Below are 15,171 nucleotides of genomic sequence, written 5' to 3'. Positions count from 1 at the left end.
AGTCTGGATCATAGACATGATACTCATAATCATATGTTTTTCCATTCTGTTTCTGACGGCGGATTTGTCGGACGGTTCCGCGTTTGATTTCGTTATTGATGGTCTGGGGTGCACGTCCTAAACGCGCCGCAATGTCACGGTTGGAGTAATTCTCCTGCTTTAATATCTTAATTTGGGCCCGTTCCGCTTTGGTCAGATGTTTTCCTTTGATGGATTCAGTGGTATCATGAAGTTGCGTCATGTGATTTCATTCCTTTATTGAGTGTTGTGGTTAACTTTCAATATAACATGAAATTCACATGGCGTTTTTTGTATCAGAGGTGGCTAAGTTCATTATAAAATCCACCAATTAAAGAAAAGTAGAGAAATCTTATATTGATGAAAATGTCAGTAAGATTCTCGTAACTTTATTAGCAATGTTAGACCATTATTGGATATGGTTTGAAAGAAAAATGGTAAAATAAACGAAGAACTCTCGGTGAGAAATTTTATTTATCAGTTGAGCGAATTACACATGATGTATTAACAACTTTGCGACAGATTGAACGAATGAACTTCGTACACGTATCAACTTTTAGCAATGTGAAGATTAATATAGGATCTTTGATGGGACATTGATTTTAACAATAAGGAAGTGCGAAAGAATTTACTGATTAGAAATATACTTGAACATTTCTTGAAGTCCTTATCCGGATCCACAGTGTCAAAACCATTATAGACTCTCCAATAATTATCAGTCATTTTGATTAGATTACTGGGCAGGAGACAGAATCCATTTTACTGAAAAGTACAGAGATTGTCGGGGGATGGGATGAACTTAGTAGAAATGCTAGTTGAAGATCATAGGGTTCAAAGAAAAATTTATCCCTAAAGTTATGGAGAGTGATGAGATGATAGATATTCATAGTCATGTGCTGATTGGTGTGGACGACGGTCCACAGACTAAAGAAGTGGCCATAGAATTACTGAATCAGGCAGTGGATAATGGTATCACAGATATTATCGCCACTCCGCATCACAAGACTTCACATTTCAGTAATCCAGAAGAAACAGTCAAAGAAAAACTTGAGGAATTACATAACATCATCCAAGAAAACCATATACAGGTTAAAGTACATCCCGGACAGGAAATCAGAATCAGTGGTGATATCATCGAAGATTTAAAGTCTGGTAATAGCATTGGTATGAACAATTCTCAATATGTATTGGTGGAACTGCCTTTCAATGATTTGCCGCGCTATACCGAGCGATTGTTCTTTGATATCCAGATGCAGGGCAATATACCAGTGATTGCGCATCCAGAGCGCTGTAAGCCAATCGTCATTTCGCCAGAAAAACTTTACAATTTTATAGAAAAAGGGGCCCTGTCACAAGTTACTGCTTCAAGTGTTTCAGGTGACCTTGGTGCCAATTTGAAAGAAACAAGCTTGGAGATGATAGACAGTCATCTCGCTCATTTTGTAGCTAGCGATGCACACAGTGTGGAAGCAAGACCCTTTGCTTTAAAAGAGGCATATGATGTCATTTCAACGGAACTTGGCGAGCATGTCAGTAAAAAATTAAAGAAAAATGCTCTTCATTTGATGAACAATCAGAATATAAGTGTTGAGCCCCCCTCAATTATAGATTCGCATTATTCAATGAAGAAAAAGAGAAGATTTTTTGGATTATTTTAAATATGGTCAGTATATGAATTATCTGTATACTTGCAAAAATACACTGTAATAACACGGTGATACATTTCTTGTCATTTGGTGGTAAGAAAGATGGCAGGGATGGTACATTTGGCTGGCAGTAATCAGTCCATCAATTCGCAAAAGGAGTCCGCCTGTTCATGACAAAGAGTCCGGTGGTAAATCGACCTAAAGCAGATGTAATTCAGTTCTATTTCAATGAAGTGTGGATAAGATTGTATGTTGTAATGGAGATAAATGATGTTGATTAGTCAGGCGCGGGTGAGGTGGTTTCAGCTGCAGAATGATTTCAAGAAGCCCATGGTTTTTATTTTCTTAAATATACAATCAGTGAAAGACATCTTTAGATCCAGAGGTGATATATTGATGACAACAGAAGAGTTGATGGATCAGGTTGACCGGATACCCGGGACTTCCAAAGCAGGCATGATGACGATATCGAACAGCCATGGTGCAGGCGTTCAATATATAACGATCCAGATAAAGGATTATACCCTTTACACTGAAACAGAAAAGGACGTACCGATTCTGAGAGACATTGGACAGAATCTTTTTGTACATATTACATTTTGATGGCGGTGAATATGGTGAACAATTTTAAAGGGTGGATTGTTGATTGGTAAGAAGTTTATCCAACTTCAGAATGGTTATTTATATAAAGTCAGTGGATGCATGATAGTATATGGATGAAGGCGGGGTGGCGGTTATGGTCATGCAGGAAATGAAACGTATATTCACGAGTAACGAAGGCATCTTACTGACATTCATATTCACCCTGATCTTCATCATCACGAACCTCGTCATGGTGGATTTCGCCGGTGTCCAGGCACTGATCACCGGACAGGGTCAGACACCGTTCTTCATCCTGATACTCATCGTCATTCTGGCATACCTCTTTAAACATTCGAAGATTGATTTAAAGGGCGGAAGGTTTTTATTTTTAATCATATGGAACGTGTACGTGCTCAGCATCTTCATCAGCATGATCGTGAATGAAGACTTCGTCTGGACGGAAGCGCTTGTGCTTGTGATGCTGTCAGTCATGTTCTTATTCAGGATGCCGGGGGGACTCCTCACCATCATGGTCGTTTCAGCATTGATCAGCCTGCCGGCTCTTCTGCTGCAGCCAATACTGCTGAATGAAACAGGCGCGACTTTCGTCTTGATCTATACTGCAGGATTGATATTCCTGCCAAGGCATAATAAAGCCATGTTATATTACAGCCTGCCCGCATTTTTGCTGCTGATGCTGATTACACACAGCAGGACCGCGATTGCGGTGTTTATGGTCGTCACAATCATTCAACTGTCTTTCATTAACTTATATAAAAGGGAAAAGAAACATCAGAAAAACTTTTTACTGACACTGCTGGTTTCTGGACTGATACCTTTGATCATATTTTTCCAGCCTTTGTTCCGCTTTTTTACGATAGGCGGGCTGGGGTCGGAAGGTATAGACTGGAACCAGGTGACCAATGGGCGTTATGAACCATGGATGCATGTAGTGGATAACATGTCATGGTTCGGCGGGGGGCGGGACTATATCGACTTTACTTCACTGCTCCATGTACACAATATATTCTTCGATACACTGGGCCGGTACGGCATCATCACCACCGTGTTATTTACCGTACTGGTTATCGGGGCCCTGATTATTGCCCTGAAGTCGGTCAGGACTTTTCATTTAGCCCTGTACATCTTCACATTCATCCTCATCGGCATGACAGAGTACAATTATCTCTTCATGTTCGTATACTTCAGTCCGGTGATACTGTTGTTTGTGATAATGAGTTATTTGGTTGATGAAAGAAGAATTATAGCTGAAATTGAATGATTGAGAAAAGACATTAGGATCCACAGTTTAAGCTGTGGATTTTTTAGATTGGGCGGGATGGGTGTAGTCTGACGGGTGCAAGTCCCGAGTGAGATCGGTAGTGGTGTGTATATATGCGAAGTAAGGGTGGTGGTTTTTATTTTTTTACATATACATTCAGTAAAAGACACCTTTAAATCAATTGGTGATATATAGATGAGAACAGAACAATTTATGGATCTGATTGTCCGGTGCCCCAAACTCTAAAGCGGGTACGATGACGTGAAATCGATCAGCAATTCCAAGTCTACTGGATAGTGCACAGCCATTTTCTTCGGTCTGTTTTTCGTGAAGCAGAGAACAGGCCGATCATGCATTGCTCATTGTGTCGTCCACCTGTTTCATATTGAGTTGTTTGGCCTGTCGAACAATCTCAGCCACAATATTTCTAGAATGGCCGGCAGGGGCGAGCTTAAGGTTCATGAGGAAGTTATTTGTGAAGGATTTGTAGGCGGAACGATCAAGGGAATAGCTACAAAACCGGTAAAATTAGGAGATAAAGATGGGGTAATTACAGAAATAACAGGAAAGGCATTTATCTCTGGTATTTCAAATATCTTCATTGATCCAGATGATCCATTTAAATATGGATTTATAGTTGAATAAGATTGTCAGATTTTAACTAATTATATTAGAGTAATAAAAATTTATACAATTACAAAGTATATGTAATAGATCAGCGTATTGTTCCTAACCTCTGACTGTAGACATTTCATTTTACATGATTTTGTCTACAGTTTTGTGTTTGTATGAAACTTTTTTGCTCATCACTATATATTCTGTTAGGAGTTTAGGCATTTTCAATGTAATGTATTGACCTCTGAATTTACAGATATACCTTCTAAGTTCAGACAGATATTTTAACAGCTTTTATACGCTCTTCGACAATAAATTTAGCTAGATGCACAAAAAATCGATCGAGTGAGGAATTGTAACCGTCTCTATATAATTGAAGGATTTCCTTTCACATTACTTTCATTATAAAAGAATACTATTATTTTATAAAAATCTGTTTATTCTAAATAGTTATGTTAAAATTGACCCTGTGAAATTCAACTTAAAAAAGGAATAAGTAAAGGAATGAGTATATGACGATAGGAAAAGTAGCAATTATCGGTGCAGGCAACGGCGGTATCACTGCCAGCGCTGATCTTACGATGAGGGGTTATGAAGTTAATTTGTTTGAAATGCATGAATATCAACAAAACCTGGAAAGCATCCGAAAGAAGGGTGGTATCGACCTGAAAGATGAAAAAGGGGAAACATTCATCCCGTTTAACAATGTGACAACTGATATCGAAGCGGCTGTTCAAGATGCAGACATTATCATGTTGACGGTGCCGAGTTTTGCGATTGAAAGCATAACAAAAATCCTTGCACCACATGTTAATGAAAATCAAATCATTTTCATCAATGGTGCAGGCACAATGGGGTCTCTCAGGTTTGTAAATAAGGCGAAAGAAGAAGGTATAAATACACAGTTCAAAATATGTGAAACCAATTCACTTACATATGGGACACGGGCCTTCGCCGATGAAGCAAGGGTCGAATTATCATTGTATGTCAAAAAGATATTCTTCTCCGCATATCCGAGCACAGAAACGCACACATTATTGGAGAAATGTTCACAATTATATGATTGCCTGGTCCCGGCAAAGAATATATGGCATACGACACTTGAAAACGGTAATCCTGAAGTCCACCCGGGGCCAGCCCTTTTAAATGCTGGAAGAATAGATTACTCAGACGGAGAATTTTATTTATACAAAGAAGGGATTACGGAACATACTGTCAAAGTGCTGAAAGCGATAGAAAAAGAGCGCATGGCGATTGGTAAAGCGTTCGGTTATGAACTTGAAAATGCGATTGAAAGCAGGGCGGGTCGGGGTTACTTTACTGATGATGGCAGGGATCTGCAGACTTTGTTCAATACAAGTAAAGTGTACTCCGCTATAAAGGGCCCTGTTGCTGTGGATTCCAGGTATTTCACTGAAGATATATCCTACGGGCTGGTATTATGGTCCAATCTCGGTAAAGTGGCGGGTGTCGATACACCGAATATCGATTCCGTCATCACACTTGGCAGTACGATGCTGGAGCGTGACTTCTATGAAACCGGAGTGGATCTGAAGAGCCTCGGTTTCGAAAATAAAACAATCGAAGAGCTGATCGGCCTGGTATAGGCACTGATCGAAAGGGGAAAATACATATGAAAAGGGAACCGACATTTTTTGAAGCAATATCATGTTTTATTGTCCTTGGTATTGTTATTGGTGTAGGGTTCGGTATTTATGATATACCGATACAGCCACTGCTGCTGATAGCTGCGGGTTATGCTGCAATTATTGCTTATCGAACCGGACTCAGATGGAAAGGTATGGAGGAAGGTATCACGAAACGGCTGATGACCGCGATGCCGGCAATATTTATCATATTTACAGTCGGTATCATTATTGGTACATGGATATACTCAGGGACGGTACCGATGCTGATTTACTATGGTTTGCAGATCATTGATCCTGCATATTTCCTTGCGACTGCATTCATCATCACAGCAGTAGTGTCAGTCGCGACTGGAACTGCGTGGGGGTCTGTTGCTACAGCGGGTGTTGCTCTCATCGGCATTGCGATGGAACTGAACGTCCCTTTGGGAATGGCGGCAGGTGCGATCATTTCCGGAGGCGTGTTCGGAGATAAAATGTCACCGTTGTCTGATACAACAAATCTGGCTTCCCTCGTTGTCGAGGTGAATTTGTATGATCACATCAAACATATGATGTGGACGACTGTACCTTCATCAATCGTCGGTCTCATTATCTGGGTCTTTGTTGGCTTGAATACGGATTACTCCGGTGGTGCTGATGCAGGTGCGGGTGTTTTGACGGAAGAACTGTCACAGATATTCAACTTTAACATATTCATGCTGATACCGTTCGTCATCATACTATGGGGTGCCATGACCAGAAAACCTGTGGTCCCCATGATGTTGTTATCATCGGTGGTTGCAGTCATTATCGGCATGCTGTTCAATGGATTCTCACTCGTGAACGGTGTCACATCAATGGCTGATGGATTCAATATGGCAATGGTGGAAGCCACGGGAATGAATATCGGAGGCCTCTCCGAAGATGTTATATCACTTGTTACAAGAGGCGGCATATTCTCGATGACCACAATCGTTGTGACCATATTCTGCGGATATGCCTTTGCCGGAATTGTCGAAGCTTCTGGATGTCTGAATAAAATACTGAACACATTTTCCCAATATATCCAGACAAATTGGCAGCTCATCGGCGTGACCATCATAGGCAGTCTGATCATCGTTTTTACCGCAGGCGTCGCCTCAGTTGCCATCATCATGGTCGGCGTACTACTGCAGGATGTCTACACCGAAAAAGGACTGCATCATAAGAACTTGTCCAGGACACTGGAAGATTCAAGTACAATGATACTTCCATTGGTCCCATGGGGAGTCTCCGGGATATACTACATGGAAGTGCTGGACGTCAGTGTTGCAGATTACTGGATCTGGGCGATACCATGCTACCTGTGTATTGTGTTCGCAATGTTCAATGCGTTCACAGGTATGGGGATTGCGAAAAATGATAGTGAGAAAGCTGAGAGAGTTTAAAAAGAAGATAAAGCAACCCGGTCAGATGTCTGGTCGGGTTTCTTTAATTGGAGTTGGCGATTATAGTAACATTATGATAACTGCAGATTGAAACGTAAAGGGGAATGGATATGACACTGGAACAGGTGGATACTTTTATAGATAATCACCGGAAGAAGTATATGGAACTACTGTTTGATTTTCTTAAAATCAAAAGTATCAGTACGGACACGGAAAATATCAGACATTGCGCAGATGTGTTGAAAAGTAATATGGAATCCCTCGGCATAGACACCCGGATAATGGAGACCGGGGGTAATCCTGTTGTTTACGGAGAGCTGATGAGCGATAATAATGACTTCACGTTACTTATATACGGACACTATGATGTCCAGGCTGTCGAACCTGTGGAGCTTTGGGCGTCCGATCCATTTACTCCTGAGATTCGCGACGGCAGAATATACGCGAGAGGGGTCGGCGACAACAAAGGGCAGCTCATGACCCAGTTGTTAGGCATTAAAACATACATGGAGCTCTATGGATCGCTTCCGATCAATATTAAATTTATCTTCGAAGGCGAGGAGGAACTCGGCAGCGTCCATCTGTCCGAATTTGTAGAGGACCATCAGTCACTGCTTGAAGCGGATCTTGTCTACACCGCAGACGGCTCGTCCCATAACAGCGGCAGCCCGCTCATACTGCTCGGAGTCAGAGGTGTGCTCAGCTTTGAAATGACCGTCAAAGGTGCAGATTTTGACAACCATTCCGGAAACACGGGCAATGTCGTACCGAACCCGGTGTGGAAAATGATCGAACTGCTCAACACCATGCAGGATAAGGACGGTAACGTACACGTCAGCGGTTTCTATGATAACGTTCGCGGCCCTTCACAGACGGATATGAGACTTTTATCTTCTTTACCATACGACGAAAAAGACATCGGTGAGAAAATCGGCTATACAGATTTAAACATGGACGGGGAGGCGTACTACCGCAGGCTCACGATGGAACCGACGTTTAATATCGCCGGCATCCGGAGCGGTTATACGGGGGATCATGCGAAAACCATCATTCCGGCCACCGCTACGGTCAATATCGATATGCGGCTCGTCGTCGACCAGAATCCTGCAGATATTTTTGACAAGGTGAAAAGACACGTCCATGCATTCGACCCGGATATTGAAGTGGCATACAGAGGCGCCATGCATCCTTCACGGACACCTTCCGACCTGGAGATTGTGCGGGTGGTGACAGATGCGGTCGGGGAAGCCTATGGCAAAACACCGTTGGTACAGCCCAGCATGCCGGGTTCACTCCCTGACTATGTGTGGACGAAAATCCTTGAAACACCGTCCATCATTATGCCGTATGCCAACTTCGACCAGCACAACCATTCACCGAACGAGAATCTGAAAGTGGAGCATTTCTTTAATGGCATTAAATGTACGTGCCATCTGATCAAGGTGCTGGGGGAGAGGCGATAGATGTTTTACATGAAGTCCTGGGTGATCTGTTATCGATTGTGTTTGGAAATATTGTACCAGAAGTATGGATAAGAAATTTATTCTGTACCAGAGGAGGACAATGTGGACAAATTCAGCCTGTTTGGAAAATTTACCGTCGATGAAGCGAACCGTGATCAGCTGGTGGACATTTTGCTTGACGCTGCAGAATCGATGAAAGACCTGGAAGAGTGTGAAGCCTATATCGTCAGTGTTGCCGAGGAAGAAGCGGATGCAGTGTATGTCGATGAAGTATGGTCTGATGACGCGGCCCATCAGTCATCATTGGAACTCGGAGCCACTCAGACACTGATTGCTAAAGCCAAACCGATTATTACAGGCATGGAAAGAATTAGTACCCTAGCAGTCAGAGGCGGCAAGGGTGTATCGTAATCCGGAAATGATGAAATAGAAGGTATGTGTCCTGAAGATTACAGGAGACATGCCTTTTAATTTTGGAAAATCTGACTTTAATATTTTAAGAAATTTGTTATATCAGCTTTGAATGAGTTTTTAGCGGACGGTCTAACAGTGTGGAATTTTATATTTAGAAGTATTGATTGTTATGTTGATGTTAGTTGAAATATTTCATGTCATTTAGAGTGAGAAAGATGGTATTTATATACGTTCTTATCCGAAAGACAAAATATTTACTCTATATCAGTAATGAGATATACAAACCTACTTTTTTATAAAGTTTCAAGCTTAAATTTGTAAATTTCCAATCATTCTAAAAAAGTATTATAATAGAATATATAGATTAGTAAGAGGTGGTCAGAGTGAAAATTGCTAAACTATCTGATATACGTAAAAGAAATGTTCAAAAACGAAGTCAAGCGATAAAGGCAGCCAGGCGTGTCAACCCTGATTTCAAACCTGGCGTGCGCACATTCGATAAGCCACGTAAAAATCCAAATAAGCAGCGAATTCTGGAAGAAATGAAGGAAAAAGAAAATGAGTTACAACATCGATATACGATATGATGACTCCTATGTTACAGATGAAATGAAGAATCTGTAACATAGGAGTTTTATGTTTCTATTGAAGTTTTAATGAAATCAAACACCTTGATATCATTGACTGTCACAGAAATGGATTAACGAAGCTATTAGAGAGTCTTTATGACAGAAGAAGTGTAGAGTTTATACTTTCATTTTGCATAACAACATATAATTCAATGATGACCGTTGAAGTTTTGTTAAAGCGTGTATATGGTAGAGTACATATAAAGTAACAGAATATAGAGGGCGGTTATTTTATGAAAAATGAACGGCTTAATGAACGTCAAAGTAATGTCAGAACTGCGGTTGGTCTGGCTGCCATCGACGGAGGCAAGCCGAGTGATTTTACAAAAAAATTGCTCAAAGGTTATGAAAAGGGACTGATTTCCTCGAAAGAGCTGAAAGATGAAATTCTTAAAAAGTACGCCAAAGTATCGCAATAGATAAATAATCCGTATGCAGAGTAAAGTATTTTCCATACATAAGAGGTGTAATCATGAACAAAAACAAGATCAGCACATTAATCTTCGATTTTGACGGGACGCTTGCAGATACGCTGCCGAACAGTTTCAATGCTTTTCAGACCGTTTTTGAAACTTACGACGGGAAACATTACAGTGATGAGGAAGTAAAAAGTATGTTTGGACCGATCGAGCCTGAAATCATCAGGGAGCATCTTGAGAGTGATGATGTCGAGCGGGCGATTGAACTTTATTTCGAAACATATACGGACAACCACGAGCGTCTAGTGAAAGCGGACAGCGGTGTCCATGATATGCTTGAACATTTCAAGGAGAAGGGTTATAAGCTCGCGGTCGTAACGGGGAAGTCCAGGCGGAGTCTTGATATTTCGATGGAATTCCTCAAGATGGATGACGTATTCGACTATACGGTGTCGGGCAACGATGTGGAGCGCTTCAAGCCGGACCCGGAAGGGGTGTTTGACGTGCTGGACGCATTGGGTGTTGATCGGGATGCGGCGATATTCGTCGGTGACAGTGATACGGATATCACTGCAGGCAAGGGAGCGGGGCTTTACACGGTCGGGGCGCATTGGCTGCCGAACATCCAGACGGCGGAATTCAGCGATCAGCCGGATGCGCTCTTCACGGATGTTGAATCATTTGTGAAAAGCATTTAGGCTGCTGGATCATTGCCATGATTTCACATGACACAAAAAGGGTAAAATAATACTATTATATTGTGTTCAGTTTTGGACGGGTGATGATTATGGGCTTTATCCGCAAGTATAAAAATATATTTATCCATCTGGTCATTCTTCTTGGCATCCTGTTTTTCGCGGTCTTTGCACCGGATACGATACTTCACGGGTATAATGCCGAGCAGTCACGTACAGTCGTACTGCTGCTCATTGCGATATATCTTTGGACGATATCCAAGATTCCGACAGGTGCTGCGGGCATTCTGCTGCTGTTGCTGATCATATTATTCAATCTGACGGATACGGCCGAACAGGCGATGGCGGGGTTTCTTAAATCTGCGCTCTATTTCATACTGATCCTATCCATATTGAGTGATGTACTTATAAAAACCGAGGCGGATAAGCTGATATCGGCAAAGCTGCTGAAGCTTAAAAATATCAGTCCGAAAAGGATCGTGATGTTCCTGCCGTTATTGATGTCTCTGCTGCCGATATTCATGCCCTCGGCATTTGCCAGGTTGAAGACGATTCTGCCTTTTGTTGAAAGTCTGAACGATGCGTTTGATTTTCCAGATAAGAGCGTGTTCAAAAAGTATGCGATGTATGTGATGGGTTTTGTCAACCAGAACAGCACGATGATCGTCTACACCGGCGGCGGCTATCCGATACTGGCCGCACAGCTCTTGAGCGATTATGACATTTTGAACATCGGCTGGCTTGGATGGTTCATCATCGTCGCGCCGCCGATGTGGTGTGCACTTCTCGTCAACAGTATATTTGCATGGTATTATCTCAAATTTTCATATCCATCTGAAAGTGATGCAGATTTTGATCGATCTAAACAGCAGGTCAAACATGATTACCATGAATATGAACCGTCGAAATCATTCTGGTTCGTCATCGTCACATTCATTCTGATGATAGCGGTTTGGGTGTTTACCAATCCCGAAAACGTACCGGTACTGCTGCCGCCGATGATATTGGTCGTCTTGTACGCAATGCCGGGCATCGGGCTGATTAAAAATGAAGATATCCGGTCGTTCCCGTGGGAAAATTTCCTTATGATCGGTGCTGCATTGTCCGTCGGTATCGTGATGGATGAAAACGGCACAGCAAGACGCATCGCCGAACAGTTGATGACCATTGTGCCGGAAGATGCGAACATGTTTGTCGGCATCGTCTTCATCACATGCATCATATTTTTATTCAGAATGATCTTCATCGTCCCGACTTCTGCAGTCATCGTCATATTCCCTGTGATGGTCTCCTATGCGGACATTGCCGGCATACCTGCCGTTGTCGTCGCATTCATCGTCATCATGATCATCGGCGGCACCAACATCCTGCCGATCCATTCACCGACTTTGTTTTTCGCATTCAAAGAAGACGTCTTCACGAAAAAAGACCATTACGTCATGGCAGCCTTCTCCAGCTTCACATTCATCATCGTTGCGATACTCGCCGCATCGACTTACTGGATGTTGTGGGTGTAGACTTCTACTTTAGTGAGATTGTGTGGTTCACGAAGTATATCGCCATTTCTCGTTTTATACTCAACCGCCATATTGATGGAATGGAGTGGGGAAGAGCCATGACCCGGCATTCTATCGGTTATCAGAGACAAAAATTGATAGATTGTTTAAAAAATAGGACTCCTTGATCAAGGGTCCTATTTTTTAGATGAACATTTGGTTATAGATTACTTCTCTGTTTGTTTCCATATATTCAATACTGTTTTCCGGCAGTGACGCTTCTGCATTTCCGGCACGGTCTGCAGTCATAAACCATATGATCAGAAATGAAATAATGAGTATTAGAAATATACCGACCATCAGCAATATTGCTTTCATTTTTATCACCCTTATATTTTTCTTCATTGGCTTTATCTCTCATATTTAATTCTACCATCTACAGGGATCATCTGTACAATGACATCTGACATTACGGTGTCTTCATCATTCGGGGGTTTGATTCAGAAGTATAAATATTAAAACTAAACTAAAAGACAATATAAATCGCACAAATATTAATGAAATTAAATTTTTGGTGCGATTTATGATATAATATATATGAAAGGGTGAATGTCATGAAGGAAACGGCAAAAATGGTAACAGCCTGGATGGAGGAAAATGGAGTCAGCAAAGTAAAATTAGCTGAAATGCTTGGCGTGAGTGAGGCATTGGTACGCGGAATGCTAAGCGGTGAAAGGCGTATTACCTCAAAACGTATCGACGCGCTTTCCGAGATTACAGGTTATTCAGCAAACGAACTCTTAGGAATAGAGGAAAACAATTTTGCGGGCTATACTGTTATGCTCCGCGGAGGCAGCAAGCAATTAAACGCCAAGCAAGAAAGCGTGATTATGGATGTTGCCTTGCTTGCAAATGATTACGAGCGTTTAAAAACGTTCATAAACTAGAAAATCAGGTGATATATAATGGCTGCTATTACTAACTATGTTGAAAAATTAGATTCAATAACATTAAAAGAAGTGCAAAATTTTGCGTCTAAATATTATAATCAACTGGTAAATAAAGGTGTAAACGTTGGAGAATTATTAGATGAATTAGTTGCAGAATTAGATATTGATGTACTGTACTTTGACTTCAACCAACCTGGTGCAGAAGGTGAAGCTATACATGGCATCTATTTGAGAAGTCAGGATCAGAGTAAGCGTGTGCATAAAATCATCATTAATAATAATGATAGTGAAAAAACTCAAAACTTCACATTGGCTCATGAACTATTCCATCACCTTTTAATAGAGGAAAAACCTGCCAAGCTAATTAAGCTGCTCTCGGATGATAAGCTAATGGAACGCGCCGGGGATCACTTTGCAGCCTGTTTTTTGATGAATAGTAAAATCTTTGAAGTGAATCATGATTTTTTAAATAAAAATCGTCCATTTGAAGAAGTTGTGATGAAGTTAAGCGATGTATTCATTACTCCATACGAAAGCGTGGTACGACGTTTGTATGAGCTTAACTTACTACCAGACAGAAACCACTATTTACTTGAACTGAGAGAGGAAGAATTGATCATCAGACGTGAAAAATTCCTGGGACCTACTGTTCTGGATGCTTCTTCCCAAAAAAATACTTTCCAACCCTATATAAATTTATTGATCAAAGGACTTGAAGAAGATAAAATTTCTTATTTAAATGCTATAAAGCGTTTAAATAAAGTCAGTCTGAAAAAAGCTCAGGAGATCGAGCAGACTTACCGGGAGGAATTGGCAGAGATAGAAGCGGATGATTGATGAAAGGTGGAAAGATTTCCATTTCATTAGTGGAAACAATAACTCTATGCTCAGCCTTCAGTCCTTTAGACGTAAATCACTGAACGTGTTTATGGCTTTTCATTAAAAAGCAAATCTGCTTAATCTACCCACTCTTTATTTTCTGTCATCATATTTATTTAGATGAACATCTAATTATAGAATGCCTTTCTATCTGTTCTGACATATACAATTTCGTTTTCCGGCATTAATGCTTCCGAATTTTCAGCACGGTCTGCGATCATAAACCAAATAATCATGAACGAAATAATGAGAATCAGAAAAATAGCAATCATCAATAATATTGCTTACATCTATATCACCCTTATTTTTCTTCATTGTAGTTCAACTCGACTCTGGTGTAAATGCAACATCTTTCATTGGACTCAACAGATATCTTTATTGATAAGTAAATACAATGAAATGTGATAATTTATGAGGTAAGAAGTAAATGTGTTATAATTGTAAAGAGGTGTTAAATATGAAAAATTTAAAAGACATACGTAATAATCAGTTGTCTGATAAAGACATAACAGTTATTAAACGATATAAAAAACACTTTGCTCAAAACCGATTTAGTCATGGACATAAAAAAGATTTAGTTGTTACTTCTTTGAGAGTGCAAAAGAGAAAGAAAAATGAACCAGTGGTCAATACTGAATTTGAACAAATATTTAATAACGTTACAAAGAAATATGATGATGTATTTAAAAAATTAGTAGATGAATGAATTTCATAATTCTAACCCCATGTCTCCCAACAGTTTTGAGAGTTAAAAAAAGAAGCACCTCCCCAAATCTTGTATAATGGTAGTTGACGAACAAACCATAAAAAGACTGAAGGAGTGCTTCTTATGACCATTATACGACAACCAAGCTTATTTGGCATCCAGGAATTATATGACATGGCACCTCCCCAAAAATATGATGCCATTATTTCTACGATAAATTTGGATAAAATTTATCATGCAGTAACGAAAAAGTCCCGACTTGGTGCACCTGAAGAGTTGAACTATGCCGCCATGATTATTTCTATCTTTGTTAGATATGTTG

The 15,171-nt window shown here is 40.7% G+C and carries 17 protein-coding genes and 1 pseudogene; 16 read left to right on the top strand and 2 right to left on the bottom strand.

The features are described 5' to 3' along the window. Positions 1 to 241 (bottom strand): helix-turn-helix domain-containing protein (locus tag BLR15_RS12945; protein WP_143003999.1); only part of this gene is annotated, 241 nt, incomplete at its 3' end. 634 nt (positions 242 to 875) lie between these two features. On the opposite strand from BLR15_RS12945, the gene BLR15_RS12940 reads away from it, so the two are divergent. The 12 genes from BLR15_RS12940 (at position 876) to BLR15_RS12885 (ending at position 12,335) form a co-directional block, all read left to right on the top strand. Then, on the top strand, positions 876 to 1,676 hold the full coding sequence (locus BLR15_RS12940; RefSeq protein WP_245696809.1) for a tyrosine-protein phosphatase: 801 nt from the start codon (positions 876 to 878) through the stop codon (positions 1,674 to 1,676). A 381-nt stretch (positions 1,677 to 2,057) separates the two neighbouring features. After that, a complete protein-coding gene (locus BLR15_RS13895; RefSeq protein ID WP_143003998.1) occupies positions 2,058 to 2,267 on the top strand; it encodes a hypothetical protein in 210 nt (69 codons plus the stop codon). Between the two features lie 109 nt (positions 2,268 to 2,376). After that, positions 2,377 to 3,528 carry an O-antigen ligase family protein gene (locus tag BLR15_RS12930; protein WP_245696807.1) on the top strand — a complete coding sequence of 384 codons (1,152 nt, stop codon included), beginning with the start codon at positions 2,377 to 2,379 and terminating at the stop codon, positions 3,526 to 3,528. Positions 3,529 to 3,855: 327 nt separating this feature from the next. Further along, the gene (locus tag BLR15_RS12925) at positions 3,856 to 4,173 is read left to right on the top strand and encodes a proline racemase family protein (RefSeq protein ID WP_092988163.1); all 318 of its coding nucleotides are present in this window, start codon (positions 3,856 to 3,858) and stop codon (positions 4,171 to 4,173) included. A gap of 482 nt (positions 4,174 to 4,655) precedes the next feature. Continuing rightward, on the top strand, positions 4,656 to 5,750 hold the full coding sequence (locus BLR15_RS12920; protein ID WP_092988161.1) for an NAD/NADP-dependent octopine/nopaline dehydrogenase family protein: 1,095 nt from the start codon (positions 4,656 to 4,658) through the stop codon (positions 5,748 to 5,750). 26 nt (positions 5,751 to 5,776) lie between these two features. After that, positions 5,777 to 7,198, top strand: a complete 1,422-nt coding sequence (gene nhaC, locus BLR15_RS12915; RefSeq protein ID WP_092988159.1) for a Na+/H+ antiporter NhaC — start codon at positions 5,777 to 5,779, stop codon at positions 7,196 to 7,198. Positions 7,199 to 7,308: 110 nt separating this feature from the next. Further along, positions 7,309 to 8,661 carry a M20/M25/M40 family metallo-hydrolase gene (locus BLR15_RS12910; protein ID WP_092988157.1) on the top strand — a complete coding sequence of 451 codons (1,353 nt, stop codon included), beginning with the start codon at positions 7,309 to 7,311 and terminating at the stop codon, positions 8,659 to 8,661. 102 nt (positions 8,662 to 8,763) lie between these two features. Then, positions 8,764 to 9,072, top strand: coding sequence for a putative quinol monooxygenase (locus BLR15_RS12905; RefSeq protein ID WP_092988155.1), 309 nt, complete (start codon positions 8,764 to 8,766; stop codon positions 9,070 to 9,072). 386 nt (positions 9,073 to 9,458) lie between these two features. Next, a complete protein-coding gene (locus BLR15_RS12900) occupies positions 9,459 to 9,662 on the top strand; it encodes a hypothetical protein (protein WP_092988153.1) in 204 nt (67 codons plus the stop codon). A gap of 275 nt (positions 9,663 to 9,937) precedes the next feature. Next, positions 9,938 to 10,123 carry an antitoxin VbhA family protein gene (locus tag BLR15_RS12895; protein ID WP_092988151.1) on the top strand — a complete coding sequence of 62 codons (186 nt, stop codon included), beginning with the start codon at positions 9,938 to 9,940 and terminating at the stop codon, positions 10,121 to 10,123. A 53-nt stretch (positions 10,124 to 10,176) separates the two neighbouring features. Beyond that, a complete protein-coding gene (locus BLR15_RS12890; protein ID WP_092988149.1) occupies positions 10,177 to 10,821 on the top strand; it encodes an HAD family hydrolase in 645 nt (214 codons plus the stop codon). A gap of 83 nt (positions 10,822 to 10,904) precedes the next feature. Then, positions 10,905 to 12,335 (top strand): SLC13 family permease, encoded by a 1,431-nt coding sequence (locus BLR15_RS12885; protein ID WP_245696805.1) that lies wholly within the window; start codon positions 10,905 to 10,907, stop codon positions 12,333 to 12,335. Between the two features lie 183 nt (positions 12,336 to 12,518). Here the strand turns inward: BLR15_RS12885 and BLR15_RS14125 are convergent, their stop codons facing one another. Beyond that, positions 12,519 to 12,692 carry a hypothetical protein gene (locus BLR15_RS14125; protein WP_176754163.1) on the bottom strand — a complete coding sequence of 58 codons (174 nt, stop codon included), beginning with the start codon at positions 12,690 to 12,692 and terminating at the stop codon, positions 12,519 to 12,521. Between the two features lie 236 nt (positions 12,693 to 12,928). Between BLR15_RS14125 and BLR15_RS12875 the strand changes: the two genes are divergently transcribed. From BLR15_RS12875 to BLR15_RS12860, 4 genes and pseudogenes are all read left to right on the top strand, one after another. Next, positions 12,929 to 13,261: a helix-turn-helix domain-containing protein gene (locus BLR15_RS12875; RefSeq protein ID WP_092988143.1), complete on the top strand. Its 333-nt coding sequence runs from the start codon at positions 12,929 to 12,931 to the stop codon at positions 13,259 to 13,261. Between the two features lie 18 nt (positions 13,262 to 13,279). Further along, entirely contained in the window at positions 13,280 to 14,101 is an 822-nt protein-coding gene (locus BLR15_RS12870; RefSeq protein WP_092988141.1) for an ImmA/IrrE family metallo-endopeptidase, read from the top strand. Positions 14,102 to 14,600: 499 nt separating this feature from the next. Then, on the top strand, positions 14,601 to 14,849 hold the full coding sequence (locus tag BLR15_RS12865; protein ID WP_092988139.1) for a hypothetical protein: 249 nt from the start codon (positions 14,601 to 14,603) through the stop codon (positions 14,847 to 14,849). A 123-nt stretch (positions 14,850 to 14,972) separates the two neighbouring features. Continuing rightward, a pseudogene (locus BLR15_RS12860) lies at positions 14,973 to 15,171 on the top strand (IS5/IS1182 family transposase); the annotation flags it as partial.

The organism is Lacicoccus qingdaonensis (genome assembly GCF_900101075.1).
In the GTDB taxonomy this organism is placed as follows: Bacteria; Bacillota; Bacilli; order Staphylococcales; family Salinicoccaceae; genus Lacicoccus; species Lacicoccus qingdaonensis.
This window is presented reverse-complemented; position numbering and strand designations above follow the sequence as displayed.

Coding starts and splice junctions, on each gene's coding strand:
- BLR15_RS12940 (WP_245696809.1), top strand. CDS start 876: ATGGAGAGTGATGAGATGATAGATATTCATAGTCATGTGCTGATTGGT.
- BLR15_RS12930 (WP_245696807.1), top strand. CDS start 2,377: ATGGATGAAGGCGGGGTGGCGGTTATGGTCATGCAGGAAATGAAACGT.
- BLR15_RS12920 (WP_092988161.1), top strand. CDS start 4,656: ATGACGATAGGAAAAGTAGCAATTATCGGTGCAGGCAACGGCGGTATC.
- nhaC (WP_092988159.1), top strand. CDS start 5,777: ATGAAAAGGGAACCGACATTTTTTGAAGCAATATCATGTTTTATTGTC.
- BLR15_RS12910 (WP_092988157.1), top strand. CDS start 7,309: ATGACACTGGAACAGGTGGATACTTTTATAGATAATCACCGGAAGAAG.
- BLR15_RS12895 (WP_092988151.1), top strand. CDS start 9,938: ATGAAAAATGAACGGCTTAATGAACGTCAAAGTAATGTCAGAACTGCG.
- BLR15_RS12890 (WP_092988149.1), top strand. CDS start 10,177: ATGAACAAAAACAAGATCAGCACATTAATCTTCGATTTTGACGGGACG.
- BLR15_RS12885 (WP_245696805.1), top strand. CDS start 10,905: ATGATTATGGGCTTTATCCGCAAGTATAAAAATATATTTATCCATCTG.
- BLR15_RS14125 (WP_176754163.1), bottom strand. CDS start 12,692: ATGAAAGCAATATTGCTGATGGTCGGTATATTTCTAATACTCATTATT.
- BLR15_RS12875 (WP_092988143.1), top strand. CDS start 12,929: ATGAAGGAAACGGCAAAAATGGTAACAGCCTGGATGGAGGAAAATGGA.
- BLR15_RS12870 (WP_092988141.1), top strand. CDS start 13,280: ATGGCTGCTATTACTAACTATGTTGAAAAATTAGATTCAATAACATTA.
- BLR15_RS12865 (WP_092988139.1), top strand. CDS start 14,601: ATGAAAAATTTAAAAGACATACGTAATAATCAGTTGTCTGATAAAGAC.